At 69.7% G+C, this 24,763-nt stretch carries 24 protein-coding genes; 14 read left to right on the top strand and 10 right to left on the bottom strand.

What is annotated here, in order from left to right; translation table 11 throughout:
• Positions 1 to 19: 19 nt before the first annotated feature.
• A complete protein-coding gene (locus AB0I59_RS30800) occupies positions 20 to 475 on the bottom strand; it encodes a DUF1731 domain-containing protein (RefSeq protein ID WP_358138476.1) in 456 nt (151 codons plus the stop codon).
• A gap of 65 nt (positions 476 to 540) precedes the next feature.
• Between AB0I59_RS30800 and AB0I59_RS30795 the strand changes: the two genes are divergently transcribed.
• Both AB0I59_RS30795 and AB0I59_RS30790 read left to right on the top strand, forming a co-directional pair.
• The gene (locus AB0I59_RS30795) at positions 541 to 879 is read left to right on the top strand and encodes a YdeI/OmpD-associated family protein (protein WP_358138474.1); all 339 of its coding nucleotides are present in this window, start codon (positions 541 to 543) and stop codon (positions 877 to 879) included.
• A gap of 325 nt (positions 880 to 1,204) precedes the next feature.
• Positions 1,205 to 1,387 (top strand): hypothetical protein, encoded by a 183-nt coding sequence (locus tag AB0I59_RS30790; protein WP_358138472.1) that lies wholly within the window; start codon positions 1,205 to 1,207, stop codon positions 1,385 to 1,387.
• A gap of 168 nt (positions 1,388 to 1,555) precedes the next feature.
• Here the strand turns inward: AB0I59_RS30790 and AB0I59_RS30785 are convergent, their stop codons facing one another.
• Positions 1,556 to 1,906, bottom strand: a complete 351-nt coding sequence (locus AB0I59_RS30785; RefSeq protein ID WP_061261446.1) for a hypothetical protein — start codon at positions 1,904 to 1,906, stop codon at positions 1,556 to 1,558.
• A gap of 629 nt (positions 1,907 to 2,535) precedes the next feature.
• Here AB0I59_RS30785 and AB0I59_RS30780 point away from each other — a divergent pair.
• Complete coding sequence (locus tag AB0I59_RS30780; RefSeq protein ID WP_061261445.1) at positions 2,536 to 3,045, top strand: hypothetical protein; 510 nt, start codon at positions 2,536 to 2,538, stop codon at positions 3,043 to 3,045.
• Between the two features lie 242 nt (positions 3,046 to 3,287).
• On the opposite strand, the gene trxA is transcribed toward AB0I59_RS30780, so the two are convergent.
• Both trxA and AB0I59_RS30770 read right to left on the bottom strand, forming a co-directional pair.
• Positions 3,288 to 3,731, bottom strand: a complete 444-nt coding sequence (gene trxA / locus AB0I59_RS30775) for a thioredoxin (protein WP_228648715.1) — start codon at positions 3,729 to 3,731, stop codon at positions 3,288 to 3,290.
• A 213-nt stretch (positions 3,732 to 3,944) separates the two neighbouring features.
• A complete protein-coding gene (locus tag AB0I59_RS30770; RefSeq protein WP_358138469.1) occupies positions 3,945 to 5,891 on the bottom strand; it encodes a family 10 glycosylhydrolase in 1,947 nt (648 codons plus the stop codon).
• A 288-nt stretch (positions 5,892 to 6,179) separates the two neighbouring features.
• Here AB0I59_RS30770 and AB0I59_RS30765 point away from each other — a divergent pair, with 288 nt between their 5' ends.
• Positions 6,180 to 7,697 carry a golvesin C-terminal-like domain-containing protein gene (locus AB0I59_RS30765; protein WP_358138467.1) on the top strand — a complete coding sequence of 506 codons (1,518 nt, stop codon included), beginning with the start codon at positions 6,180 to 6,182 and terminating at the stop codon, positions 7,695 to 7,697.
• A 125-nt stretch (positions 7,698 to 7,822) separates the two neighbouring features.
• Positions 7,823 to 8,245, top strand: coding sequence for a hypothetical protein (locus tag AB0I59_RS30760; RefSeq protein WP_061261441.1), 423 nt, complete (start codon positions 7,823 to 7,825; stop codon positions 8,243 to 8,245).
• A 129-nt stretch (positions 8,246 to 8,374) separates the two neighbouring features.
• On the opposite strand, the gene AB0I59_RS30755 is transcribed toward AB0I59_RS30760, so the two are convergent.
• The 6 genes from AB0I59_RS30755 to AB0I59_RS30730 form a co-directional block, all read right to left on the bottom strand.
• Complete coding sequence (locus AB0I59_RS30755) at positions 8,375 to 9,274, bottom strand: aminoglycoside phosphotransferase family protein (protein WP_358138465.1); 900 nt, start codon at positions 9,272 to 9,274, stop codon at positions 8,375 to 8,377.
• 77 nt (positions 9,275 to 9,351) lie between these two features.
• The gene (locus AB0I59_RS30750; RefSeq protein WP_061261439.1) at positions 9,352 to 10,242 is read right to left on the bottom strand and encodes a bile acid:sodium symporter; all 891 of its coding nucleotides are present in this window, start codon (positions 10,240 to 10,242) and stop codon (positions 9,352 to 9,354) included.
• Between the two features lie 55 nt (positions 10,243 to 10,297).
• Complete coding sequence (locus AB0I59_RS30745; RefSeq protein ID WP_358138462.1) at positions 10,298 to 11,632, bottom strand: Dyp-type peroxidase; 1,335 nt, start codon at positions 11,630 to 11,632, stop codon at positions 10,298 to 10,300.
• Positions 11,633 to 11,653: 21 nt separating this feature from the next.
• Positions 11,654 to 12,670: a hypothetical protein gene (locus tag AB0I59_RS30740; protein ID WP_082777646.1), complete on the bottom strand. Its 1,017-nt coding sequence runs from the start codon at positions 12,668 to 12,670 to the stop codon at positions 11,654 to 11,656.
• 110 nt (positions 12,671 to 12,780) lie between these two features.
• The gene (locus tag AB0I59_RS30735) at positions 12,781 to 13,314 is read right to left on the bottom strand and encodes a hypothetical protein (RefSeq protein WP_061261437.1); all 534 of its coding nucleotides are present in this window, start codon (positions 13,312 to 13,314) and stop codon (positions 12,781 to 12,783) included.
• Between the two features lie 301 nt (positions 13,315 to 13,615).
• A complete protein-coding gene (locus AB0I59_RS30730; protein WP_061261436.1) occupies positions 13,616 to 14,689 on the bottom strand; it encodes a LacI family DNA-binding transcriptional regulator in 1,074 nt (357 codons plus the stop codon).
• Between the two features lie 160 nt (positions 14,690 to 14,849).
• Between AB0I59_RS30730 and AB0I59_RS30725 the strand changes: the two genes are divergently transcribed.
• The 9 genes from AB0I59_RS30725 to AB0I59_RS30685 all read left to right on the top strand — a co-directional run bounded on the left by AB0I59_RS30725 (position 14,850) and on the right by AB0I59_RS30685 (position 24,696).
• Positions 14,850 to 16,469 (top strand): ABC transporter substrate-binding protein, encoded by a 1,620-nt coding sequence (locus AB0I59_RS30725; RefSeq protein WP_061261435.1) that lies wholly within the window; start codon positions 14,850 to 14,852, stop codon positions 16,467 to 16,469.
• 8 nt (positions 16,470 to 16,477) lie between these two features.
• The gene (locus AB0I59_RS30720) at positions 16,478 to 17,428 is read left to right on the top strand and encodes an ABC transporter permease (RefSeq protein ID WP_358138459.1); all 951 of its coding nucleotides are present in this window, start codon (positions 16,478 to 16,480) and stop codon (positions 17,426 to 17,428) included.
• A complete protein-coding gene (locus AB0I59_RS30715) occupies positions 17,425 to 18,291 on the top strand; it encodes an ABC transporter permease (protein ID WP_358138457.1) in 867 nt (288 codons plus the stop codon). The genes AB0I59_RS30720 and AB0I59_RS30715 overlap by 4 nt, the downstream gene beginning before the upstream one ends.
• Positions 18,288 to 19,256: an ABC transporter ATP-binding protein gene (locus AB0I59_RS30710; RefSeq protein ID WP_358138455.1), complete on the top strand. Its 969-nt coding sequence runs from the start codon at positions 18,288 to 18,290 to the stop codon at positions 19,254 to 19,256. Before AB0I59_RS30715 ends, AB0I59_RS30710 begins: the two co-directional genes overlap by 4 nt.
• Positions 19,249 to 20,148, top strand: a complete 900-nt coding sequence (locus AB0I59_RS30705; RefSeq protein ID WP_358138453.1) for an ABC transporter ATP-binding protein — start codon at positions 19,249 to 19,251, stop codon at positions 20,146 to 20,148. The genes AB0I59_RS30710 and AB0I59_RS30705 overlap by 8 nt, the downstream gene beginning before the upstream one ends.
• Positions 20,145 to 21,560: an amidase gene (locus AB0I59_RS30700; RefSeq protein WP_358138451.1), complete on the top strand. Its 1,416-nt coding sequence runs from the start codon at positions 20,145 to 20,147 to the stop codon at positions 21,558 to 21,560. Before AB0I59_RS30705 ends, AB0I59_RS30700 begins: the two co-directional genes overlap by 4 nt.
• Before the next feature lie 31 nt (positions 21,561 to 21,591).
• Entirely contained in the window at positions 21,592 to 23,220 is a 1,629-nt protein-coding gene (locus AB0I59_RS30695) for an amidohydrolase (RefSeq protein ID WP_358138449.1), read from the top strand.
• A 71-nt stretch (positions 23,221 to 23,291) separates the two neighbouring features.
• The gene (locus tag AB0I59_RS30690) at positions 23,292 to 24,170 is read left to right on the top strand and encodes a TIGR03619 family F420-dependent LLM class oxidoreductase (RefSeq protein ID WP_358138447.1); all 879 of its coding nucleotides are present in this window, start codon (positions 23,292 to 23,294) and stop codon (positions 24,168 to 24,170) included.
• A gap of 31 nt (positions 24,171 to 24,201) precedes the next feature.
• Positions 24,202 to 24,696 carry a nuclear transport factor 2 family protein gene (locus AB0I59_RS30685; RefSeq protein WP_061261427.1) on the top strand — a complete coding sequence of 165 codons (495 nt, stop codon included), beginning with the start codon at positions 24,202 to 24,204 and terminating at the stop codon, positions 24,694 to 24,696.
• The last annotated feature ends 67 nt before the right edge of the window (positions 24,697 to 24,763 follow it).

Here is a 24,763-nt window from a genome sequence, read left to right as displayed (position 1 = left end):
GCCGACAGGAGCCGACGGCTCACCCGGTGAAGCCAGACCCGCCGCGCACGCGCCGCACGAGATCGTCGGCGGCCTCCGGCCACTGGGCGTGGTCGAAGGCGAAGCCCGCTTCGAGCAGGCGGCTGGGGACGACTCGACGGCTTTTCAACAGGAGTTCGGTGTCCGAGCGCAGCGCGAACGCGCCGGACACGTACTGCGCGCCGCCCGCGACCGGGCCGCCGAGGCCGAACCGCGCCAGCCGCAGCAAGACGTCGAAGATGCCGCCGCGATCAGGACTCATCACCATGGCAGAGCGCATGCCGACCTTGCGCGTGTACGGGGTTTCGGCTCGATCCTGCGCCCGCTCCCACGCTTTCGCGATCTCGACGCTGTAGGTCCAGTAGCCCGGGACGCCGAGTTCGGTGCCGCCGAGCACTCCGGTCGCCTCGTCGTTGGGCGCGTCGAAGCGGTGGGAGTAGACAGTGGCAGTGCTCATCTGCAACCAGAGCCGGGGAGGCCGCACGGCGGCTTGACCCGCAGCCACGCCTCCTGCACCGCATCTTGTCCTCGATCGCCTGCCGGTCGGCCGACGAAGTTTTCGCCGTGTCGTTCATTCCTCCGTCGCGGCCTGTCATACCGATTCGAGGAAGGCACAGTCGCGGACGTCGTCGGGCTGGTTGGTTCGGCCTGGGCAAGGGATCCCCGCAGCTGGCTCTCTACGAATGGGAGGCAGCGGCACAGGACGCCGGCGTCTCCGCGGAGGGATCCGGATTCCGCGGGGCCTACGACAATCTTGCGTACAGCTACAAGCGCGAGCACATGCGCGCCATCGAGAGCGCGAAGAAGCCCGAGACGCGCCAGCGGCGTATCGAGAAGGCCATCGCCACCCTGCAGGGCTGAAACCCGAAAGAAATGACTCCGTCGGCAATGCTATCGCCGCGCGGAGGCCTGGCCCTGTCCACCCCCGGAAGGGACCAATATATGTCGAAACGCCTAAAGACCGGTCCGTACTGGCTCCTGGCCCTTGAGTTCGCGCTGGGCGCCGTGACCAAGTACTGGCCGGGAGACAGGATATTCAGCACGGCGTACTCCGCGAAGTCCGTCGATTGGGGTTACCCGTCCTGGATGCGCTTCGTGGTCGGCGCTCTGGAAGGTGTCGCCGCCGTCCTGCTCGTGATCCCCAACCGGCGAACAGCGCTTCCTGGGCGCCACGACCCTCATGTTCGTGCTCACCGGCGCGGTCACCACCCACATCGTCAACCACGACCCGGCGGTGGAAAGCTGGGCAGCGCCGACCCATCGCGTCATCATGGGCATCCTCGCTCTGGCCAACTGGCCCGCCGACTGGCGCCACCTCCTGCAGGCTCCCACCCCGCCGCCAGCCCGAACACCACATCCAACGAAATGACAATCTGCCTACCAGCAGCTCAAGCCCCGACGCGTCCACGTGGTCGGCCCATCTGGCTTCTTTCCCACCGGCGACAACGGGCACAAGCGGCACCCATTGGCCATTTGTCAGACCCCACGCCCCATGGCGAGCGATCATCCATAGCCTTTATTACTTTCGCGATCAGCCCTAATAAGAGCACGCGGCGCGCGGAAGTTTTCCGGATGCCTTGATGGTGACGGTCTTGTTCCGCGAATAGCTCGGATTGTTGAGCCACATGGTCAGGTGCGGATACTGCTTCGCGCAGACCCTCTTGGCGCTCTTCTCCAGGTGGTTGAACTGGTAGATCACTTTCTTCCAGTTCTTCTCGCGAGTGATCACCATCCACCCCTCGCCGTCCTGCATCGCGGCCTCACAACCACGGATCCCCTGGCATGGGGTCTTGTAACTCGTGGCGGCGTCGGCAGTCTGAGCCGTCAACTGAGGCGCGGTCAGCGCGGCCAGGGCGATGGCGGCGCCGGCGGCGAACTTCTTGATCACGTCTATTCCTCGCGAAGGTTTCCTGAAGGGGTTAACACTGACTGACAGACCGTCCACGGACGGGGCTGCGCCCCGATCAGGTGACATGAAGGACCCCATGTGTGAAAGGCCGGTCTGTCGATCACGAGCCTGGCGACTCAGGACGTGCTGACGGTAACCGGAGGCCCTTGCGGATCACTTGGGATCTCCTTGGTACCACTGCCAGATCACACTGTTACGCCGGCGAATTCGAGCTCATGAATGCGACGCGGCTCGCAGAGGCGTCAGCGGGCACCGCACGATCATCGCCAGGCCCTCCGAGGCGAGGCGCGCGCCCAAGGTCCGCGCCATCGCCCGCGTGGCCTCGGCACCGGAGGGCGGCGACTACCCATCAACCGCATCGCCGTGGCCCTGGACATCCGCAGCGGATCCTCCACAAGGTGACACGACGGCCGGCTCGCGGGGCGTGATCAATAACAGGACAAGAGCCGCCTAAGAAGCGTATAGCACTGTTTGCCGTCTCACATTTCCGGAGATCCAGACAATGCGGAAATGGCCCTATCAGGGGTTATCCGGGGCATTCTTCGGCATGGATGGCGGAGATGTCCGAGCGTCGATAGGAATCGATTCCTTTTCGGGGGAGAATCGCTATGTCCAAGTTCAAGAACTTTGTCGGGCTGCTCGCCGTGAGCGCCGCGATGACCGGTGGGGCGGTCGCGCTGGGCGCCGCCGCCACGGCCACTGCGGCGAGCGCGTCCGTCGTCCAAGCGGGCGGCTTCGCCAGCTGGGGCGGGGGCGGCTGGGGCCGAGGCAACCGGAACCGTAACTGGAACCGCAACCACAATCGCAACCACCAGCAGCAGCGTGACGACCAGCGTCAGCACCAGAGGCAGCGCCAGCACGTGATCAACAACATCCGCGTCCGCCAGCCGGAGCAGCGGCGGGAGCGTGAGGTCAGGGAGAACCGGGGCTTCGAGATCCCCGCCGATGTCCTCGCCCAGCTCGTCGCGGCACGCGGGGGCAACGGTGGTAACGGGGGCGCGATCGCCGGCGGCGGCAACAACAACGCCAACGGCGGCAACGGAGGCGACGGCAACGCCGCAGGCGCCGCCACCCTGCTCGGCCTTGTCGAAACGCTGGAGGGCCCGGCCCAGCCCTGACGTTGAAAGCGCCGGTGTGAAAGGCGAGAGCGTCCGTGAGCGAACCGCCTCACGTCCCTCGCCGAAAACAAGCCGCTGCCCGGCCGGCACGATACCGCGCATCCTGATGGCCGGCGCGCCCGGCCTGGCGTCGTTCCCGCGCGAGCGACGCCAGGCCCCGCCGCCGGAGGCGGGGCGAATCACCTGGTTGTCGAATCCGTATTCCTTGACCGCCGCGACCTCCCGCGGGGGGCTCGGCGTGTTCAGCGGGCCAGCGCGTCGCCGACCCATTCGCGTAGCTCCGACGCCGGTGCCGCGCCCCGCTGCCGGCCGACGACCTGCCCCTGTTTCAGTACGGCGAGGGTCGGGATGGTCTGGACGCCGAATCGCTCGGAGAGCCCGGGCGCCTCGTCGACGTTCACCTTCACCAGCTTGATGCGTCCCGCCAGCTCCTCCGCCACCTGTTCAAGCGCCGGGGTCACCATGCGGCATGGACCGCACCACTCGGCCCAGAAGTCGACGAGGACCGGGATCCGCGCCGCCTCGGCGACCTCGGTGAAGTCGTCGTCCCCGGCCTCGATGATCCAGGGCAGGGACTGGTGGCAGTCGCCGCAGCGTGGGACCCCCGAGGCGGTACGGGGCAGCCGGTTCCTACGCCCGCAGTTCGGGCATTGCACGACGCTGGACTCCGTGACTTTGGAGGGCATTCGGCATGCCTCCGGATTCTCACGTGGTGATGGTCCAGATCCGCGCTACCCTCCCCCGAACCCGACAAACCGCCCCACATGGGATCAATTCGCGGGCCCGGGGTACGGCTCTCTCTCACGATGGTCACGGCGTTGGCCCATCGAGACGGCGACGCCCGGCCGTGAGTCACTTCTCCCGCACGACCCCGACCCGCGCCACCCGGGGCATGGTGGTCAGACCTTGGTGATACGGACGGCGTCGGCGATGACGTAGCCCGTCGTGGAGGTCCATCGGCTCACACCCACCACCTGGTACGTCCCGGCGGCGAGCGTGAAAGTGCCGAGCGAGCGCCACTGGCCGCCGCCCGTGCGCTGGTCCACGGAGACGACCTGGTTACCGCCCCCTGCCGCCACGATGTACGGCGTCGCGCTGTTGTAGCCGGAGTTGGCCGGATACCAGACCTCCACGCGGTAGCTGCCCGCGCCGGGGATGGTGGCCGTGAACCAGGCCGGGTCGCTGGCGGCCACCGGGGTGGCGAAGCGGTAGTCGGCGCCGTACAGCTGGGAGGAGTAGGCCGAGGTGCCCCAGGCGGAGCCGGCGGTGAACGACGGATCGGCGTTGTCGACCACGACGCTGAACGCGCCGGAGGACGTCACCGTCTTTCCTGTGCTGGGCGCGCTCTCCTGCTGCCACCGGTCGAGCGCGGTGACGTAGTAGGTGGCGGTGTCCCCCGGCGCGGTGTCCGTGTAGCTCGTCTGCCTGGTCGTCCCGATCAAATTGCGGGCGTCCGCGAAGAAGCACGGGTCCGCCGTCGAGGGGGTGCCGCCGACCCGGTATACCGCGTACGAGGTCGGCGAGCCGGTGGCCTGCCAGGAGAGGGCGACGCCGTTCGAGGACCGGGTGGCCGAGGTGATCGAGGGGGCGGCGGGCGCGCTTCCGGTGCCTCGGGCGGGCGGGAGCGACGGCTTGGAGTAGTGGGCGGACACGAGGGCGGAGATGCTCCCGATCCGGTCCGCCTTGACGTCCTTGGCGCTGAAATACACGTCGCCGGCCACCTCGGGGTGCTTCCTGTTGTCGTAGAGGTGGTCGCTGAGCTCGGCGGCGTCCTGCCAGGCCGCGTCCTGACCACTGGCGCCGGCGCGGTAGGCGGCCTGGCCGACGACGAGGTGAACGCCGGTTCCCCTGACGACGTCGGACCACCACGCGGTGAGCACCTCGTAGGCGGCGGGGCCGTACCCGATGTGCCAGTAGATCTGCGGCGCGATGTAGTCCACCCAGCCCTGCTTCACCCACAGCCTGCTGTCGGCGTAGATGGCGTCGTAGGACTGCAGGCCCGAGGTGCCCGACCCGAGGGGGTCGGTGGAGGAGTTGCGCCAGATGCCGAACGGGCTGACGCCGAAGGCGAGCCACGGCTTGCCCGCGTGGACGCGCTGGTCCAGCTCGCGTACGAGCTGGTTGACGTTGTCACGGCGCCAGGCGCCGATGTCGGAGAAGCCCCCGCCGTACCGGCTGTAGGCGGCGGAGTCGGGAATGGACTCGCCGCTCACCGGATACGGGTAGAAGTAGTCGTCGAGGTGGACGCCGTCGATGTCGTACCGGGTGACCGCGTCCATGATCGCGTCTTCGATGAAGCCGCGGACCTCCGGAATTCCAGGGTTGTAGTAGAGCTTGCCGCCGTAGGCGAAGCGCCAGTCGGGATGCTGCCGTGCCGGGTGGGTGGACACCAGCTTGGTCGGATCGTCGTGGTTGGCGATCCGGTACGGGTTGAACCAGGCGTGCAGCTCCAGGTTGCGCGCGTGTGCCTCGGCGACCATGAACGCGAGGGGGTCGTAGCCGGGGTCGCCGCCCTGGGTGCCGGTCAGCCACTGCGACCACGGCTCGTACGGCGAGGGCCAGAAGGCGTCGGCGGTCGGCCTGACCTGGATCATCACCGCGTTCATGCGCTTGCTGACGGCCAGGTCGAGCCAGGCGCGCAGCTCGGCCTGCTGCGCGGAGGCGCTCAGGCCGGTCCGGCTGGGCCAGTCGATGTTGGCGACCGTGGAGATCCACATGGCGCGCAGCTGTCGCTTGGGAGTCGCGGGGTCGGTGGCGCAGGCCGCCGCCGTGGCCGGGGTGGGGATGACGAGGTTGACGATCGCGACGGTGAACATCGCCAGGAGGGTACGCAGAAGCGCGGTCACGAAAAGAAGTTTCAAGAAATCGCATTCGTAGCGCAATAGTCTTCACGCGACCCGGGGGGCCCAAATCTCGGGGAGCCGGCGAACCCGGGCGCCTCGAACATCTCGGCGTCCCCGATGCCGCCCCGCGATCGGACCGACGGCCCTTCGCGTCCCGTCCGGAGGGCGCTCGGCGCCCCCGACGCCAAGGAGGGCGAAAAGTTTCTTCTAACAGAGATCGTATGTCAATTATCGACATCGAGTCAGGAGTGCCATACGGTGCAGCCGTAACCCCCCCGATCAGGAGCCCCCATGACCCTCCCCCTCGCCCGATTAACCGCTCTCATCGCCTCCGCCCTCGCCGCCCTCGTCGCACTCGCCGCCTTCGCCGTACAGCCCGCGACGGCGGCCAAGGAGATCCCGCTCCCCGCGGCGTTCGCCCGCGCGGCCGCCGCGCAGGACGTGCCGCGTGACCTGCTGGTCGCCATCGCCTACGCCGAGACCCACCTGGACGCCCACGAAGGCAAGCCGAGCGCGAACGGCGGCTACGGCGTCATGCACCTGGTCAGCAACCCCGGCACCCACGTGCTGGAGAAGGCCGCCGAGCTGACCGGGCTGCCGGTCGAGAAGCTCCGCACCGACACCGAGGCCAACATCATGGGCGGCGCCGCCGTGCTGCGCGCCCACGCCGACGAACTCGGCCTCGACGAGGCGGCCAGGAAGGACGTGGGCCGCTGGTACCAGGCCGTGGCCGCGTACGGCAACGCCTCCTCACCGGAGGTCGCCCGCCTCTACGCCGACGCCGCCTACGAGCAGCTCGGGCTCGGAATCGACGCCCGCGGCGTCACGGTCAAGCCGCAGGAGGTCACGGCCGACCGGGGCGACTACGCCAAAGCCCGTGACCTGAACGCGCAGGTGGGGGCGCTCAGCGCCGACTACTCGCCCGCGGCGTGGGTCCCCGCCAGCTCCAGCAACTACACGGCCTCCAGCCGCCCGTCGAGCTACGCCATCGACCGGGTGATCATCCACGTCACCCAGGGCTCGTACGCCGGAAGCATCTCCTGGTTCCAGAATCCCAGCGCCCAGGTCTCGGCCCACTACGTGGTCAAGTCGTCGAACGGTGAGATCACCCAGATGGTCCGGGAGAAGGACGTCGCCTGGCACGCGGGCAACTGGACCTACAACACCCGCTCCATCGGCATCGAGCACGAGGGCTACATCAGCGACGCCTCGTGGTTCACCGACGCCATGTACCGCGCCTCGGCGGCCCTGACCCGCGCCATCTGCGACAAGTACGGCATCCCGAAGGACCGCGCGCACATCATCGGACACAACGAGGTGCCCGGCGCCACGCACACCGACCCCGGCTCGTACTGGAACTGGAACACGTACATGAACTACGTGACCGGCGGCGGCACCCCGTCATGGTCGGCCACGGTCGACAACGCGAGCGCCCAGTTCACGGCCAGCTCGAACTGGGGCACCTCGTCCTACTCCAGCCAGCGCTACGGCGCCGACTACCGCTTCGTCGACCCCGTGGCGGCCAGCGACCCGGCCTGGTTCCAGGCCAGCATCCCCAGCGCGGGCAACTACCGCGTCGAGGTGTGGTACCCGTCCGACCCCGGCTACAACTCCTCGGCGCCCTACATCGTGGCGACGTCGAGCGGTAACCAGACGGTCTTCGTGGACCAACGCTCCGGCGGTGGCGCCTGGCACAGCCTGGGGACGTTCTCCCTCAACGCCGGCACGTACAACGCCGTCGGCGTCAGCCGCTGGACCTCGGGCACGGGCTACGTCATCGCCGACGCCGTCCGCATCTCGCGGGTCTGACACCCGTACGACCTGTTCGACCGCACGGCCCGCGCCGGTCACCGGGCGCGGGCCGTGCGGCGGCGGCCCGCGCGCGACCATGTCCCTCAAGCCGATCACAAGTGCGGAGCGCTACTTCTGGACGGGTGACGAACCATCTCCTCATCCGCGTCCTGGCCGGCCTGGCCGGCGCCGCTGTCACGTTCACCGCCTCGGCCACCCCGGCCTCGGCCGACCCCACGAGCTGGAAGTGGGGCCGCATCCATTCGACCGACGGCATGGCGACCGCCTGGGGCAAGGTCATCGTGGGCCAGTCGGGGCTCATCGTGTCGGGCAACCTCGACGACACCTACGGCAAGGGCTGCTCGTGGGCGCTCATCCGGTACCAGAACTCCCGTAACGGCCGCTGGCGCACGCGTGGGGTCTACAACTGCGCCACCGGCACCGGCTCCTTCCGCACCAGCGTCGGCGGAGTCCTGCAGATCAGGGTCCAGGTGTGCCGGGGGAACTCGAAGCGCCCGGTCAACAAGTGCTCGCGCTGGAAGACCGTCTACACCCAAGGCGGCTGACCCGACCGCCATGGCACAGGCCGGACGAGATGGTCTCTTCCGGTCTCGGTGGCGCGGGGGCGGCGCGTTCCGGTTCCGGCGGCGCCCGGGCGGCACGATCTGCTCGACTCCGGCCTCATCGCCCGCTGCTCACGGGGAGCTGTCGGCGAGGACCTGTGCCAGAGCGTGTGCCGTCTGGCGGACCATCCCCGGATTGGTGTCCCAGTAATACGCCAGCGCCATCACGGCCTGGCAGAGCGCCCAGCCACGGCCGCGCAGCCACGACGCGTCATCGACGCGGAGTTCGGCTCGGAAGCGCAGGCGGCTGTCACCCGCGAACACGTTCCACGCGGGCTGAAGATCACATGCGGGATCGCCCACGTTGAGTCCGCCGAAGTCGATGACCGCCGACAGGCGACCGTCGACGACGAGCAGGTTGCCCGGCAGCAGGTCGCCGTGCACCCAGACCTCCGAGTCCTCCCATGCCGGGGCGCCGAGCGACTCCTGCCAGGATCGGAGCGCCGCGTCGGCGTCGATGCGGTCGCCGAGCAGGGCGATCGATCGACGAACACCCTCGTCGTGCTCGGCGAGCGGCCCGCCGCGAGAATGTGGGGAACGTGGATGCGCACCGGCCGTGTCGACCTGTCGCAGCGCTTTCACGAACGCGGCGAGATCGACCGCCGCCTGATCCAGATCGTGGATCGTGCCGTTGGCGTTCTCGCCGGGCAGCCACTCGTAAACGGACCAGGTGAAGGGATAACCCCCGGCCGGCTCCCCCATCGCCACCTGCACCGGCACCGCCAGCGGCAGGTGCGGCGCGAGCCTCGGCAGCCACCGCGCCTCCTTGGCCGCCTGCCCGGTGGCCCACCCTATGCGCGGCAGCCGAACGGCCAGGTGGTCGCCCAGCCGATAGATGGCGTGGTCGGTCCCGTAGGACTCGACCGGTTCGATCCGCAGATCGGCCCACCGCGGGAACTGCCCCGCGATCAACCGGCGAACGAGTGCGGCGTCGGTCCGGATCTCGTCGGCGTGCATCTTCGTGGTGCTCATCGCCGTCAACACTGACCGCCCCACGCCGACCGCGGCAATCGGTTTTCGTCGCCGACGCCACGTACGGCACCGCTCGGTCACCCCAGCTCAGCTGAGCTGGAAACAGGGCCACCGCTCCGCCGGCGGCTGAGCACCGCGGCGATCGGTATGGCCGCCGTCAGGCCGCTGAGCAGTACGGCGGCGAGCGCTCCCATGATGGCCGGCTCGTTGCGGAAGGCGATGCCGACGGCGGCCAGCGCGGGCCCCACGTTGCGCACCGCCGCGACGCTCCCCATGGTGGTGCGGCGCACCGGCGATCCGGTGGCCAGCAATGTGCCGGTCGCGAACGCGGCGACGGACAGGACGAACCCCGCGAGCAGCGCGCGTGAGCCGAGCAACTCGACGACGTCCCGCCAGTTGCCCAGGAGCATGCCCGCCAGCACGATCATGAACGTCACGTTCGACACCTTCACGGCGAAGGGATGCCATGATCGCGCCGTGGGCGGCGCGTAATGGCGCAGTACCAGTCCCACGGCGAACGGCACGAGCTGCAGGATGGCCACGGTCCGCACCAGCGCGGCGACGTCGAGGGAGATTCCCCCGCCGACCTCGGCCGCGGTGAGGATGCCGTTGGCCGTCAGGCCGAAGGTGATGCTGCCCGCCGTGGCGAGCAGCACCTGCATCGCCGCCCCCGCGACCACGTCTCCGTTCTGCACCATGCCCAGCTTCGCCCCGAGCGGCCCGCCCGGCGACGACGCCACCAGGACCAGCGCGATGAAAGGCGCCGTGGACAGGCCGAACAGCGCGGCGGCCCCCCAGCCCAGCAGCGGGATGACCACCAGGTTGGCCAGCAACGCCAGCAGGAGCAGCGGGAGGTCGGCGAAGATGGCACGCAACGCCGGCAGCGTGGCTCCGAGACCGGCCGCGAACATCGTGGTCGCGATGAAGATCACGGTGACCGCGTTGGACACCAGATGCAGCGTATCCATGAGCCCCTTCCACACCGGTGGCGACCGTGCCCCGGGCGGAGCCCGTCGCCGCACCTCAACCTTCGAGATCGCCGAGCCAGCGCAGGGCGCGCAGGCCGGGCATGAAGCAGTACTCGCCGCCGCGCACGACGACGAACCGCGGCAGCGACGGCAGGCGGCGCCGTACCGGCCGCCGGGGGATCGTGAAGTCCCCCGTGCCGTCGTTGGTCCCGACGATGGGATCTTTGGCGTCGCCCGCGCCGAAGAAGACGCCGTCGTTCATCCACTGGGACTGGACGAACTCGAACTGCCGCCCGAGGTGCGCTCCGACGAACGCGAACATCAGTCCTCGGTCGGCCCCGTCGTCTTCCAGGGCTCCGTCGGGCAGCAACGGGCCGTACGCGGTGCCGCGTCTGATCATCCGGTGCAGCCTCGGCGCTCCGGCCACCGCGGCGTCGCGGGGATTGGCCCGCCGGATGTGGCTGCCGCACGGAGTCGTGAACCCCGCCGCATCGTCATCCTCGTAGAGGAAGCTGTTGTTGCGGCCCCGGTCGGCCCCGAGGTCGGGATCGTCGTGCGCCGGGCTGAGCGCCAACGGCGCGCCGCTGCGCCAGCGACCCATGATCTTCGCCGCCAACAGCTCCTCTTCCTCGGGGCCGCCTGAGTTGTCCCTCAGGTACCGCCGGAAGGCGGCGGCACGCTGGTGGAGTTTACGGAAGGCCACGAAGGTGCCGTTGCGTCCCAGCACCTCGGGTTCCAGGGTCTGGACGCCGCCCATCTCGTCGCGGTAGCCGAGCACGAACTCGCCGGCCTTGAGCGGCACTTCCAGCTTGTTCGACCCGGCGATGCCGCTGCCCTCGACCGCCGGATGGCTGATGCCGTCGCGGTAGCCGAAGTGCTCGGCCTCGGTGGGCAGCGCGTAGCAGTTCTGCCGCCAGATCGCGGTCACGCCGGGAAGGTCGCCGTACACCGGGCGGGCACGGTCGATGGCCGCCTCCAGCCGCGCGCTGTCAGGCGCGAGCGCCGTGAGCACCACGTGGACGTCGGACGTGCCCAGCGGCGCCTCCCAGTTCTCCGGGCTGCTCTCGCCCGTGTCGCCCAGCGCCTTCGCCCGCGCGACCATCCCCTGCCGGAACTCCCAGGGGAACGTCTCCAGCGACTCCCGTGGCACCCCCAGCGCCATGAGGCCCTGGTAGGTGACCGCGACGCTCACCCAGGTCTCCCCCAGGGGACTGATCGCGTCGGCGGCCGAGGTCACCGCCGTGCTCGCGCGCCGCATCAGCTCCCGCCCGTGCGCGCGGTCGTCGATCCGGAACAGGATGTACGTCGCGGCGTACGGGGTCGGCCGAGGGCTGAGAACCCCGCGCTGGATGTCGTCGAGTTCGAGCGTGACGTGCGTTCGCTCGGTCACGGATCCTCCTTTCCCGAGGCACTACTTGAGCGTGACGAGGTTTCTCCAGAAATTGCGCAGGCTCTCGTCACCGCCGAACAGCGAGCTGAAGATCGTGGAGTCCGCCATGAGAATGTCGCCGGCCCGCTCGTCGCGCGGGGGCATCCACAGGAACATGTTGAACTCGGTGTTCCCTGCCTCGGTGAACGGGTGCGGCCGGGATGCGTCGATCGGCTGCCTGCCCAGCACGTGGATGGCATCCGGGTCGTCGGTCGTCACGGCGTAGTGCGGCAGGTGCATGTGGAAGTTGAAGGTGGTCACACCGTCCAGCCACCCCTTGGTGTCCAGGTCCCTGGCGATGGACAGCGGGGCGATCTTTCCCGGTTCCCGCACCGCGGGACGCAGCCCATACCGGTTCTCGACGGGCACGCCGAGCCCCTCCATCAGGGATCGGGTGTACCTGCCGAACCGCTGCTGGCGCGGAACGAGGAGGTCGCCGTGGTGGAGGTACTCGACGTTGCGCACGGCCAGGTCGTCGGTCGCCCCCACGTCGTGATGCGGCCCCAGGACCAGGCAGGTTCCCTCCCGGCTGAGGAACTCGCGCAGCGCCTCGATCTCCTCGGGCGCGGCGTCCTGCCCGGTGATCATGTGATCCAGCCCCCACACGAACAGGGTGTCGGTGTCGGCCAGCACCCGCTCGTCGAGCGGGGTGTGGAAACCGGCCTGATCGACGCGCTGGTACACGGGCACGGTGTGTCCCGTGGTCTCCTGGACGAACTGCTGGAACGGCACCCAGGCCCAGAAGAACAGCTCAAGCGTTCCCGCGATGCCCTGCTGGAACCGCATCGGGTCGGACCACTTCGGATCCTCGTAGGCGGGCCAGGCCACGCGCCGGACCTCGGTCATCGTGGAGAACCGGTTGTCGAGCTCGGCCGGGTTCCTGCCGGCCTCGGCCGGGTAGCTCCATGCGACGTAGATGCTCACCCGCCGCTGGCCGGGGGTGTATCCGCGGGGCACATGGTTCTGGTTGTAGACGCGCGCGGTCCTGAACTCGTTCATGCCATCTCCGATCTACACGGGATATAAGGGAGGCTGGGCCGAATATCGCCGCAGCAGGAATGCCACAGCCGGAATGTCGCCGCAGCAGGAATTCGGCCGCAGCTGGAATGTCACTGCAGCTGGTCGAGCATCTCCGACAGGGAGTGCTTGATCCGCAGGGCCTTCTTGATTTCGTCGGCGGTGACGTACGGATATTCCCCGTACTCGATGAAGCTCGGGCAGTGGTGCTCGCGGACGAACTTGATGAACGCCTCGGGGTTGGTTCGCCAGTCTTCGGGAAAACCGACGAGATTCTCGAAGGCCGTGCTCACCCCCGCCCTGCCGAACAGCATGATGGCGTCTTCGGTGTATTTGTCGAAGTCGGTGTCGAAGATGCCCTGGTACATGAAACGGGTGTCGTCGTCGAAGAGCACCCAGCGCAGATAGTGCAGCTTGAGCGGCGCGAGGAGGTCCGGGTCGCCTTCCAGCGCCTTGGCCAGCGTGTAACCGTAGCCGCGAATCGCCTCGGCCCGGCCCGGCTTCACTTCGGCGATGATGGTGAATCCGTAACACGCCGGGGTCCTGGGAAAGACGGGGCCGTATTTCCCCTGCTCTAGATGGTCGGTTTCCTTGGGGATGACAACTGCCGCTGGCTTGATATCCACGCCGGTTCCTCCGTCATCTGGGATGGGCGAACCTCACGCTACGACAAAGAGGTATAAACGCGGTCAGGTCATCGCATTAAGGATCTCCGCATTTGGCGGCATTTCGGGTGATCGTCTTTTGCGGCTCCGTGACCGCCGCTCAGTGGGCATGGCAGCGGCCACCGGCCGATCTACGCAGTTTCGGCGATGATCGCGCGATGGCCGCTTCGGTGTGGTCATGGAGTGTTCCCGCACCGGAAGCCGGTACGGGGCCGTCCGTTCGGCGCTCCATGGCGGCGATCGTGCTGGAGAGCGGCAGGCGTCACCCCGGGGTGAGGGGGGACGCCGCCGTCCGCCGCGCGGGCCCGCGCCCGGGTGCGACCGAGGACGCGCGGATCTGGAAGTCGGCCGAGAAGAGGCGGCCATGGTCGCCCGCGCGGCCTTCGATGCTGTCGACGAGCAGCGCCACGGCCGCCTGGGCGGTCTCGTCCGGCAGGTAGCTGAGCGTGCTGACCGGCGGATCCGTGTAGAGGGCCGTCGGGTCCTCCGTGGTGCAGACGAGCAGCAGGTCATCGGGGACGGACCGGCCGAACTTTCGTATCGTGTCGAGCAGGAGCGCCGGGCTGCCCTCGACCAGGGTGAAGAGCGCGTCGGCGTCGTCGATCAGCCCCTCGACCGCGTCGAGCACGTTCTGGATGCCGGGACCCTGGAGGTAGGCGATGCGGGGTTCACGGCCCCGCTCCGCGCACCAGTCCAGGTAGGCGTCGACCGACTGCTGATGGAAGCAGGCCGTGGTCGCGGCCGCGACGACCGCGACGCGTTCGGCCCCGGCGTCCTCCAGATGGTCGAGAACCTGTCGTGCGGCGCTGCCGTAGTCGAAGTCGACCCACCGGCCGGCCTCCTTGGTCCCGCTCGCGACCTCCTTCAGTGCCCGGCGGTCGGAGACCACGGGGACCCCCGCGGCGAGGAAGTCGCCGACCATCGGGTCTCCCTCGACCGGGTCGACGACGAACACGCCGTCCAGCGGCATGTCCAGCCAGCAGTCGCCGGGGCCGGTGGTGGGCAGCAGGACGACGCCGTATCCGTGGACCAGGGCCGCGCGGGTCGTCGCGGTGACGAGCTGCACGAAGTACGCCAGCTCGGCGTAGACCCACGGCGTCTCGACGTGCTCCCGCGCCGCGACGCCGATCAACCGGGTGTGCCCGGCGCGCAGCAGCCGTGCCGTGGCGTTCGGGCGGTAGCCGAGACTTCGCGCCACCCTCTGCACGTGCTCGCGGGTGGCCGCGGGGAGTCTCCCGGTTCCGTTCAGCGCGTCCGACACGGTCGTCTTGGACACGCCCGCGGCGCGGGCCACGTCCACGAGGCGGACCCGCGCACTGCGATCCGACTGGTTCATGAGCGGATCCTGTCATCTGACCGGATGGCTCGCCACCCCGGCCCCAGCTTTGCAGAATCGTTCCTCCCACCCCTTGTGCAGGAACGTTCCTTCACGAATACTCGCACCCACCTCAGCCGCATACCGGATCGTTGCGGCCCGTTCAGAAAGAGGTGGTCCGATGCGCACCTCCCGTTTCGCCGCCGCAACAGCGCTACTCGCACTCGCGGTCGCCTCCTGCGGCGGCGCTCCCCAAGCCGGCAAGGGTGGCGGCTCCGCCGCTTTCGAGATCACGAAGGACACCGCGCCCGCCAAGGGTCCCGTGGACTCGGTGACCTGGTCGCTCTACGCCGAACCGCAGTCCCTGGACTACGCGTACGCCTTCGACTACCACCCCAACACCGTGCTCGCCAACGTGTGCGAGCAGCTCATGCGGGTCACCCCCGACCTGAAGGTGGAGCCCGGCCTGGCCGGCGCGGCGGCCAACCCCGACCCCAAGCGCTGGGTCTACACGATCCGCGACGGCGTGAAGTTCCACGACGGCTCCACGCTCACCGCCGACGACGTCGTCGCCAGCATGCGCCGCCACATGGACCCCAAGGTCGGCTCGTACTGGGTTTCGGTCTACAGGAACGTCGACAAGGTCGAGAAGACCGGGCCGATGGAGGTCACGGTCCACCTGAAGGAGCCCGACCAGCTCTTCAACGAGTCGATGGGCACCTCCGCCGGCACCATCGAGAGCGCCGCCTGGCTGGCCAAGGAGGGCTACGGCACCCCGGACGTCGGTGTCAACTGCACCGGCCCCTTCTCCCTCGAAAGCTGGCAGAAGGGCCAGTCGCTCAACTTCAAGAAGTTCGCCGACTACTGGGACGCCTCGCTCATGCCCAAGGTGAACACGCTCAAGATGGTGTTCATCCCGGACCCCGCCGCCCGCGTCAACGCGCTGCTCGCCGGCGAGGTCGACGGCGGCTACCTGCTGCCGCCCCCCGGGTTCCCCAAGCTCCGCACCGCCGGCAGCGGCACGCTCTACTTCGGTCCCAACACGACGGCCGTGAACCTGATCCCGACCAACCTCAAGGGCACGCTCGGTGACGTCAAGGTCCGCAAGGCGCTGTCCATGGCGCTCGACCGCGACGGGATCATCAAGGCCGCCTCGGGCGGAGCCGGCACACCGGCGAAGGCGCCGGGCGCACTCGGCGCCTGGGGAATCGCCCCGGAGGCGGCCAAGGGGTACTACGACAAGCTTCCGGCCCTCACCCAGGACATCCCCGGCGCGAAGAAGCTGATCGAGGAGGCCGGCGCCACCGGCAAGAAGGTCGTGATCGCGACCAGCACGCTCTCCCCCGACATCAGCGTCATCGCCAACGCGGTGCAGTCGGCCGGGCAGGCGATCGGCCTGCAGGTCGAACTGAAGGCGGTCGCCCCCGAGGCCTACACGGCACTGTTCTCCGACCCGAAGGCTCGTGAGGGCATCGACCTGGTCATGACGATCTGGTACGACAACACCCCCGACCCGCTGGAGTTCTACGGAATCCTGGAGACGGGCGACTTCTCCAACTACGGCGGCTACTCCAACCCGGAGTACGACGCCCTGGTCCACGAGGCGAACGCCCAGGCCGACCCGGCCGCACGTGCCGCGACGGTCGCCAAGCTGCAGGAGATCGCCGTCCGGGACGTGGTCTGGATCCCGCTGTACGAGCCACCGCACAACATGTTCATGAACAAGCGGCTCACCGGCGCGCCGACCAGCATCTCCCAGCTCGTCTACCCGTGGGCCGCTCTTCTGGGTTCGGCCGGTTGAGTTCGACCATGGCAGGCTTCCTCCTCCGCCGAATCGGAGGGATCGCCGTGACGTTGGTCGTCACGTCGTTCCTGGTCTTCGGTTCGGTCCACCTCGCGCCCGGTGACCCGGCGTCCTTCCTCCTGGGAGGGCGCTCGGCGTCACCCGCCGCCGTCGCGGCCATCAAAGAGCAATACCACCTGAACGACCCGTTCCTGGTCCAGTACACCAAGTGGGTCGGCGGCGTCGTCACCGGCGACTTCGGCAAGTCCGCGACGTTCCGGCAGGACGTGGGCGGTCTGATCGCCGCCCGGCTGCCGACGACGCTGTTGCTCATCGGCTACGCCGGCGTGCTCATCCTGATCGGAGGGCTGGCGTCCGGGGCACTGGCCGCCCTGCGGCGAGGCGTCGTCGACCGGGCGGTGCTCGTCGGCACGGGCATCGCCACGGCGACCCCCTCGTTCGTCGCCGCGATCGGGCTGATCTCGGTGTTCGCCGTCCAACTGGGCTGGTTCCCCGCCTTCGGCAACGGCGAAGGTTTCGGTGACCGGATCTACCATCTGACGCTCCCGGCGGCGGCGCTCGCCCTGACCTTCGTCGGCCTGCTGGCCCGGGTGACCCGGACGTCGATGCTGGAAGAGCTGGGACGCGAGCACGTCGAGGTGGCCCGCTCACGCGGGGTGCCCGGCTCGGACGTCGTACGGCGGCACGTGCTGCGCAACGCCCTCGGCCCGATCACCACCGTGACCGGGACGATCGTGGCCGGCCTGCTGGTCGCCACCTCGATCGTGGAGACCGCCTTCGGCCTGTCCGGGGTCGGCCAACTGCTGGTGAGCTCCGTCACCGTCAAGGACTTCCCGGTCGTGCAGGCCGTCAGCCTGCTGGTGGTGGTGACCTTCGTCGTCGCCAACCTCATCGTGGACCTGGTCCAGCCGCTCATCGATCCCCGCCTGTCCCACGCGAAGGGAGGCACGAGATGACCGCCGTCCCCATCCACCGGCGCAGGTTCCTGGCGCCGCTGGCCCGCATCACGGGGGGCGACAAACTCGTCGGGGCCGCCCTCGTCGTGCTGATCGTGCTGATCCTCGCGGCGGTCTTCGCCCCACTGATCTCGCCGCATGACCCCGATGCCGTGGACCTGTCCGCGACCCTGAGCGGCTCCACCCCCGAGCACCTGCTGGGCGCGGACCAGTCCGGCCGCGACGTCCTGTCCCGGCTGATCTTCGGCGCCCGGACGGGACTGCTCGGCCCGCTCATGGTCGTGATCGTGTCGACGGTGCTCGGCATGCTGATCGGGGTGGCCGCCGCCTGGTACGGCGGAGTCGTCGACTCTGTGCTGTCGCGCGCGATGGAGCTCGTCTTCTCCTTCCCCGCCCTGCTGCTGGCCATCCTCCTGGTGGCGGTCTTCGGCGTCGGGCTGACCGCGCCGGTGATCGCGATGAGCGTCGCCTACGCCCCGTACGTCGGCCGATTGGCGCGCAGCGTGGCCATGCAGGAGAAGGCCCGCCCCTACATCCAGGCGTACAAAGTGCAGGGCTGGTCCGGCTGGGTGATCTGCGTGAAGCACCTGCTGCCCAACATCGCTCCGCTGATCCTCGCCCAGTCCGCGATCAACTTCGGATACGCGCTCATGGACCTCGCGGCCCTCTCCTTCCTCGGCTTCGGTGTGCAGCCGCCCACCTCCGACTGGGGCGCGATGATCAACGAGGGCGCCTCGGCCATGCTCCAGGGCGCGATGCTGCCCGCCCTCGCCCCGGGCGTCGCCATCGTGATCACGGTGGTCGCGTTCAGCCTCGTCGGCGAGTCCATCGCCGACCGCGTCGCACGGCGGGAGGAGCGATGACCACTCGGCTACTGGAGATCGAGAACCTGAACGTGCGACTCGCCGCCGGCAGGGCCGCGCGCCCCATCCTCGACGGTGTGTCGTTGCACGTCGAGCGGGGCGAGGCCGTCGGGCTGGTCGGCGAGTCCGGATCGGGCAAGTCCGTCACCTGCCGTTCGGTGCTGGGGCTGCTTCCCGAGGGCTCGCAGGCCGCCGGCAGCCTGCGGGTGGACGGCGAGGACATCCTGACGATGTCCTCCAACCGGCTTCGCGAGCTGCGCCGCCGCGACGTCTCCATGATCTTCCAAGACCCTCGGGCCTCCATCAACCCGATACGCAGGATCGGCGACTTCGTCACCGAGGGGATGCGGGCCGGCGGTGTGCCGCAGAAGGACGCGCTCAAGCGGGCCGAGGAGCTGCTGGAGTCGGTCGGCATCCGTGAGCCGCGCGCGGCGCTGCGCAGCTATCCGCACGAGTTCTCCGGCGGCATGCTCCAGCGCGTGATGATCGCCGGCGCGCTCGCCGGAGGGCCCCGGCTGCTGCTGGCCGACGAGCCCACCACGGCGCTGGACGTCACCACCCAGGCCGAGGTCATCTCGATCATCACCAGGCTGCAGGCCGAGCGTGACATGGGGATGCTCTTCGTCACCCACGACCTGGAGCTGGCCGCCGCGATCTGCGACCGCATCTACGTGATGTACGCGGGCCGGATCGTGGAGGCGCAGTCCGCCGAAAGGCTCTTCAGCCGGCCGCGTCATCCGTACACCTCGGGACTGCTGGCCGCGACCCCGCGGCTGGAGTCGGACCAGCCGCCGCACGGCGTCCCCGGACGTCCGGTGTCACTCGCCGAGGCCCCGGACGGATGCGCCTTCGCGGCCCGCTGCGCCCACGCCCGGCCCGGCTGCACGGAGGACGAACCCGTCCAGCGGGAGATCGACGCAGCCCAGGTGGCCTGCCTGCGCGCGGAGGAGCTGATCCATGACTGAGTACGCGCTGGAGGTCGAGAACCTGCGCAAGTCGTTCGGCGGCCATGTGGCCGTCGACGACGTCTCCTTCTCGCTGAAGCCCGGCGGCTCCCTGGCCATCGTGGGCGAGTCGGGGTCAGGGAAGACGACGACCGCGCGGATGCTCGTCGGCCTTGAGCGGCCGGACTCCGGCCGGATCCGCGTCGTCGGGCGGGACCGCTCGAACGTGGCCCGCGGCAAGGCGACCCGGCTGGCCCGTGCCCGAGAGCTCCAGATGGTCTTCCAGGACCCCTACCTTTCGCTCGACCCCCGCGTCAGCGTCGCGCAGTGCGTCGAGGAACCGCTGCGCCTGCACTTCGGGATGAGCCCGCGGGAACGGCGGGCCCGCCGCGACGAGCTGCTGGAGCGGGTCGGCCTCGGCGAGCGGGAGGCGGACGCGCTGCCCAGGCGGCTGTCCGGCGGCCAGCGCCAGCGGGTCGCCATCGCCCGCGCGCTGGCGACGGAGCCGAAGGTACTGATCCTGGACGAGGCGACCGCCGCCCTCGACGTGTCCATCCAGGCCCAGATCCTCGACCTGCTGGCGGAGATCCGCCGCGACACCGGCGTCGGCTACCTGTTCGTCACGCACAACCTGGCACTCGTCCGGCACATCGCCGACGACATCCTCGTGCTCTACCAGGGACGCGTGGTCGAGTCGGGGCCCACCCGGGACGTGCTGGCCGCCCCCGAGCATCCGTACACCCGCCTGTTGCTGCACTCCGTGCCGCGACCCGGCTGGGACCCCGCCCAGATCGCCGCCGACCGGCGCGCCCTCGCGACCGCGCTGCGGGAGGCGCCGGCCCCCTCGGCCGCCGCCGAACCCGCGCGACACGACCCTGACGCCGCCCCCACGAGAAGGAGTGTCACCCCGTGACCGACCTCGCCTACCTGCCCGCGACCGAGGCCCTGCGGCTGTTCCGGTCCCGCGAGCTGTCCCCCGTCGAGCTGATGACCGCCGTCATCGAACGCGCCGAGACCGTCGAGCCGCGGGTCAACGCGCTCAGCGAGCGCACCTTCGAGGAGGCCCTCCTCCAGGCCAAGCAGGCCGAGGACGCCTACCGCGACGGCTCGGCACGCCCGCTTGAGGGCATCCCCGTGGCGGCGAAGGACGAGCAGCCGATCGCCGGACGGATCGCCTCGGACGGCTCGCTCGCCTACGCCGACCACATCGCCGACGTGACCCACCCGGTCATCGAGCGGCTGCTGGCCGCGGGCGGCATCGTGCACGCCCGCACCACCACACCCGAGTTCTGCTGCGCGGGCTTCACCCACTCCAAGCTGTGGGGCGTCACCCGCAACCCGTGGAACCTGGACTACTCGCCCGGCGGCTCCTCGGGCGGCTCGGGCGCGGCGCTCGCCTCCGGTACGGCCACGCTCGCCACCGGCTCCGACATCGGCGGCTCGATCCGGCTGCCCGCCGCCAACACCGGCACGGTCGGCTACAAGCCGCCCTACGGCCGGGTGCCCGCGATGGCGCCGTTCAACCTCGACCATTACTGCCACGACGGGCCGATGGCCCGCACGGTCGCCGACTGCGCGCTCATGCAGAACGTCATCGTCGGCCCGCACCCCCATGACGTGGTCTCCCTCCGCCCCGCCGTGCACATCCCCGAGCGGCTCGGCGACGTGACCGGCCTGCGCGTCGCGTACGCGCCGAACCTGGGCGACTGGCCGATCGAGCCGGAGATCGCGGCCAACACCAAGGCCGTCGCCGACGCCCTGCGGGAGGCCGGGGCGATCGTCGAGGAAGTCGAGGTCGGGCTGCGCCGCGCCGACGTCTTCACGGCCGTCTTCATCCACTTCGGCGCCATCTTCGGCCCCATGGTCACCCGGGTCGCGGCCGAGTACGGCGACCTGCTCAACCCCTACGCCCTCGCTTTCGCCGCCGACGCCGCGCGGGCGATGGAGGAGCCCGGCGCCTTCCTGACCGGGCTGGAGATGGAGGCGGCGATCTACCGGCCCATCGGCGAGCTGCTCGACCGCTACGACGCGCTGATCTGCCCGACCACAGGGGCGCCGGGCCTGCGCGCGGGCGAGGAGTACGTCGACACCAAGTTGTCCGTGAACGGCGTGGAGCTCGACAACTACCTGGAATACGCGCTGACGCCGGTCTTCAACATCGCCAGCCGCTGCCCGGTGCTCAACGTCCCGTCCGGCCGCGCCTCGGGCGGTGTGCCGACCGGGGTGCAGATCGTCGGCCGCAGCTACGACGACGCGACCGTCTTCGACGTCGGCGCCGCTGTTGAGCGGGTCCGCCCGTGGGCCTTCCGCCCCGAAACGCTCTGATCCTCTGCTCTCATCCCAAGGAGAATGTCGCATGACCACCCCCGCCGACCTCGTCTTCCGCGGAGGTCCGGTGCGCATGCTCGGACCGTCCCGCGCCACGGCCACGGCGGTCGCCGTCCGCGACGGCCGGATCGTCGCCGTCGGCGAGGACCCGGACGTCCGGCCGCTGATCGGCGCGGCCACCGAGGTCGTCGACCTGGTCGGCCGAGCCCTGCTGCCCGGCTTCCAGGACGCCCACGTCCATCCGGTCCTCGCCGGCCTCACCATGATCAGGTGCGACCTGCACGACGCCGGCGACGCCGGCGAGGCGGTCGCCGCCGTCCGCGCGTACGCGGAGGCGAACCCCGGCACGGAATGGATCAGCGGAGGCGGCTGGTCCATGGAGTGGTTCCCCGGCGGGACGCCGAGCAGGCACCTGCTGGACGCGGTGGTCCCTGACCGGCCCGTCCACCTGATCAACCGGGACGGTCACGGAGCCTGGGTCAACACCAGGGCCCTGGAGCTGTGCGGCATCGACGCGGGCACTCCGGACCCGGTCGACGGGCGCATCGAGAGGGAGGCCGACGGCAGCCCGCAGGGCACGCTCCACGAAGGCGCGTCCGCCCTGGTCGGCCGGCACGTCCCCGAGGCGACCGCGGACATGATGCTGCGCGCCCTCCAGGCCGGCCAGCGGCGGCTGCACTCGGCCGGCGTCACCGCCTGGCAGGACGCGATGGTCGACGAGAAGGTCCAGCGGGCGTACCTGGCGGCGGCCGAGTCGGGGCTGCTCACCGCCCGGGTGGTCGGCGCGCTCTGGTGGGACCGCGAAAGGGGTGAGGACCAGATCCCCGAGTTGCTCGGGCGCAGGTGCGGCGCGGGCCGGTTCCGCGCCTCCAGCGTCAAGATCATGCAGGACGGTGTGGCGGAGAACTTCACCGCCGCGATGACCTCCAGCTATCTGGACGGCTGCGGCTGCGGGACCGGTAACCAGGGGCTCAGCTTCGTCGACCCGTCGGCGCTGCGCGCGTACGTCACCCGCCTGGACGCCGAGGGTTTCCAGATTCACGTGCACGCGGTCGGTGACCGGGCGGCCCGCGAGGCGCTGGACGCGTTCGAGGCGGCGCGGGCCGCGGGCGGCGTGAACGACAACCGCCACCACATCGCCCACCTGCAGGTCGTGCATCCTGACGACGTGCCGCGGTTCGCCGCCCTCGGGATCACCGCGAACCTGCAGCCGCTGTGGGCGGCGCACGAGCCGCAGATGGACGAGCTGACCATTCCGTTCCTCGGCCCGGAACGGGCGGGCTGGCAGTACCCCTTCGGGGATCTGGCCCGCGCGGGCGCTTCGCTCGCGGCGGGCAGCGACTGGCCGGTCAGCAGTCCCGACCCGTTCCTCGGCATCCACGTCGCGGTCAACCGCACGCCTCCTGGCGAGGGCGCGGAGGTGTTCCTGCCGGAGCAGCGCCTGAGCCTGACGGCCGCGTTGGCCGCCTACACGATCGGCACCGCGCGGGTGAACCACCTGGACACCCGGACCGGAACGATCGAGGAGGGCAAGCTCGCCGACCTGGTGGTCGCCGACCGCGATCCCTTCTCGATCCCGGCGGGCGAGATCGCCGAGACGTCGGTGCTGGCCACCTACGTCGAGGGCCGCCCGGTCCACACCGCTCCGGCCTTCTGACGACGCGTCGCGGCGGCTTTCCGGCACTCCGAGCTTCTAAAATGGAACCGGTTCTATTACGCTCGGCTTCCATGCGCTTCACCTATGCCGAGGCCATGACCGATCCGTCGTACTACCTCCCGCTGGCCCAGGCCGCCGAGGCCGCCGGGTACGCGAGCATGAGCGTGGCGGACTCTCTCGCCTACCCGAAGGAGTCCGCCACGAGCTATCCGTACACCGCGGACGGCGGCCGGGAGTTCCTGGAGGACAAGAGCTTCATCGAGACGTTCATCCTGGTCGCGGCCATGGGAGCGGTGACCTCGACGATCCGGTTCACGCCGTTCGTGCTCAAGCTGCCGGTCCGGCCGCCGGCGCTGGTCGCCAAGCAGGCGAGCTCGATCGCCTACCTGACCGGCAACCGGCTGAGCCTGGGCGTCGGGCTCAGCCCGTGGCCCGAGGACTTCGCGCTGATGGGGGTGCCGTGGTCGCGGCGCGGCAGGCGGATGGACGAGGCGATCGAGGTGGTCCGCGGTCTGACCAGCGGCGACTACTTCGAGTACCACGGCGAGTTCTACGACCTGCCGCCGGTGAAGATGTCTCCCGCCCCCACCGAGCCGATCCCGATCCTGGTCGGCGGGCACAGCGACGCGGCGCTGCGCCGGGCCGCGCGACTCGGCGACGGCTGGATGCACGGCGGAGGCGACGCCGCCGAGTTGGACGCGCTGCTGACCAGGCTGGCCGCCCTGCGCGCCGAGGAGGGCACGGCCGACCGGCCCTTCGAGGTCCACGTGATCTCCTTCGACGCGTACACCGTGGACGGGGTGCGACGACTGGCCGACAAGGGCGTCACCGACGTGATCGTCGGTTTCCGCGCTCCGTACATCAAGGGTCCGGACACCGAACCACTGGCCAAGAAGATCGAGCACCTTGAGCGCTTCGCCGAGTCGGTGATCTCCAAAGTCACCCCTTAACCCAGAAACAAGAACAGGTTACAGTTCATATATGATCGATTCCCCCGCTGTCACCTGGGAGGCGCCGGACGGCGACCACGCCGCGCGCCGGGCGTCGTGGGCGTCCATGGGCGCGGTCACCGCCGGACGCAGGGCGGAGTGGCTGAGCCTGTTCGCCCCGGACGCTCTCGTGGAGGATCCCGTCGGCCCCTCGATGCTCGATCCCGAGGGAAAGGGGCACCGCGGGCACGACGAGATCGCGACGTTCTGGGACGCCCATGTCGGCTCGGTGCGGGAGTTCCACTTCCACGTCAGGGACTCCTTCGCCAACGGGCCGTCCTGCGCCAACGTCGCCTCCATCACCATGACGCTGGACGGCGGCACGACCATGACGGTCGACTGCGTGATCATTTACACCGTCGACGACGCGGGTGCGATCACCTCGCTCCGCGCCCACTGGGAACCGGATCGCGCGATGGCCACCCTGACCGCCCCGGAGGCACATCAGGTCGCTCCGGCGCGGGAGGGCGTCCGGTCGGACGAGTAGACACAGCGGGCACCTCGCGGGGCAGCGCCGCCGGACCCCTCCCCCGGCGGGGCGCCCGCGAGTCGGG

The sequence above is a fragment of the Microtetraspora glauca genome, from assembly GCF_040656155.1.
In the GTDB taxonomy this organism is placed as follows: Bacteria; Actinomycetota; Actinomycetes; order Streptosporangiales; family Streptosporangiaceae; genus Microtetraspora; species Microtetraspora glauca.
Note: the sequence above shows the minus strand (reverse complement) of the source record. Positions and strands in the feature narration are given on the sequence as shown.

Bases quoted from the DNA above. Each gene is read 5' to 3' on its own strand.
- AB0I59_RS30800 (WP_358138476.1), bottom strand. From the start codon at position 475: ATGAGCACTGCCACTGTCTACTCCCACCGCTTCGACGCGCCCAACGAC.
- AB0I59_RS30780 (WP_061261445.1), top strand. From the start codon at position 2,536: ATGTCCAAGTTCAAGAACTTTGTCGGGCTGCTCGCCGTGAGCGCCGCG.
- trxA (WP_228648715.1), bottom strand. From the start codon at position 3,731: ATGCCCTCCAAAGTCACGGAGTCCAGCGTCGTGCAATGCCCGAACTGC.
- AB0I59_RS30765 (WP_358138467.1), top strand. From the start codon at position 6,180: ATGACCCTCCCCCTCGCCCGATTAACCGCTCTCATCGCCTCCGCCCTC.
- AB0I59_RS30755 (WP_358138465.1), bottom strand. From the start codon at position 9,274: ATGAGCACCACGAAGATGCACGCCGACGAGATCCGGACCGACGCCGCA.
- AB0I59_RS30750 (WP_061261439.1), bottom strand. From the start codon at position 10,242: ATGGATACGCTGCATCTGGTGTCCAACGCGGTCACCGTGATCTTCATC.
- AB0I59_RS30740 (WP_082777646.1), bottom strand. From the start codon at position 12,670: ATGAACGAGTTCAGGACCGCGCGCGTCTACAACCAGAACCATGTGCCC.
- AB0I59_RS30730 (WP_061261436.1), bottom strand. From the start codon at position 14,689: ATGAACCAGTCGGATCGCAGTGCGCGGGTCCGCCTCGTGGACGTGGCC.
- AB0I59_RS30725 (WP_061261435.1), top strand. From the start codon at position 14,850: ATGCGCACCTCCCGTTTCGCCGCCGCAACAGCGCTACTCGCACTCGCG.
- AB0I59_RS30720 (WP_358138459.1), top strand. From the start codon at position 16,478: ATGGCAGGCTTCCTCCTCCGCCGAATCGGAGGGATCGCCGTGACGTTG.
- AB0I59_RS30715 (WP_358138457.1), top strand. From the start codon at position 17,425: ATGACCGCCGTCCCCATCCACCGGCGCAGGTTCCTGGCGCCGCTGGCC.
- AB0I59_RS30710 (WP_358138455.1), top strand. From the start codon at position 18,288: ATGACCACTCGGCTACTGGAGATCGAGAACCTGAACGTGCGACTCGCC.
- AB0I59_RS30705 (WP_358138453.1), top strand. From the start codon at position 19,249: ATGACTGAGTACGCGCTGGAGGTCGAGAACCTGCGCAAGTCGTTCGGC.
- AB0I59_RS30695 (WP_358138449.1), top strand. From the start codon at position 21,592: ATGACCACCCCCGCCGACCTCGTCTTCCGCGGAGGTCCGGTGCGCATG.
- AB0I59_RS30690 (WP_358138447.1), top strand. From the start codon at position 23,292: ATGCGCTTCACCTATGCCGAGGCCATGACCGATCCGTCGTACTACCTC.
- AB0I59_RS30685 (WP_061261427.1), top strand. From the start codon at position 24,202: ATGATCGATTCCCCCGCTGTCACCTGGGAGGCGCCGGACGGCGACCAC.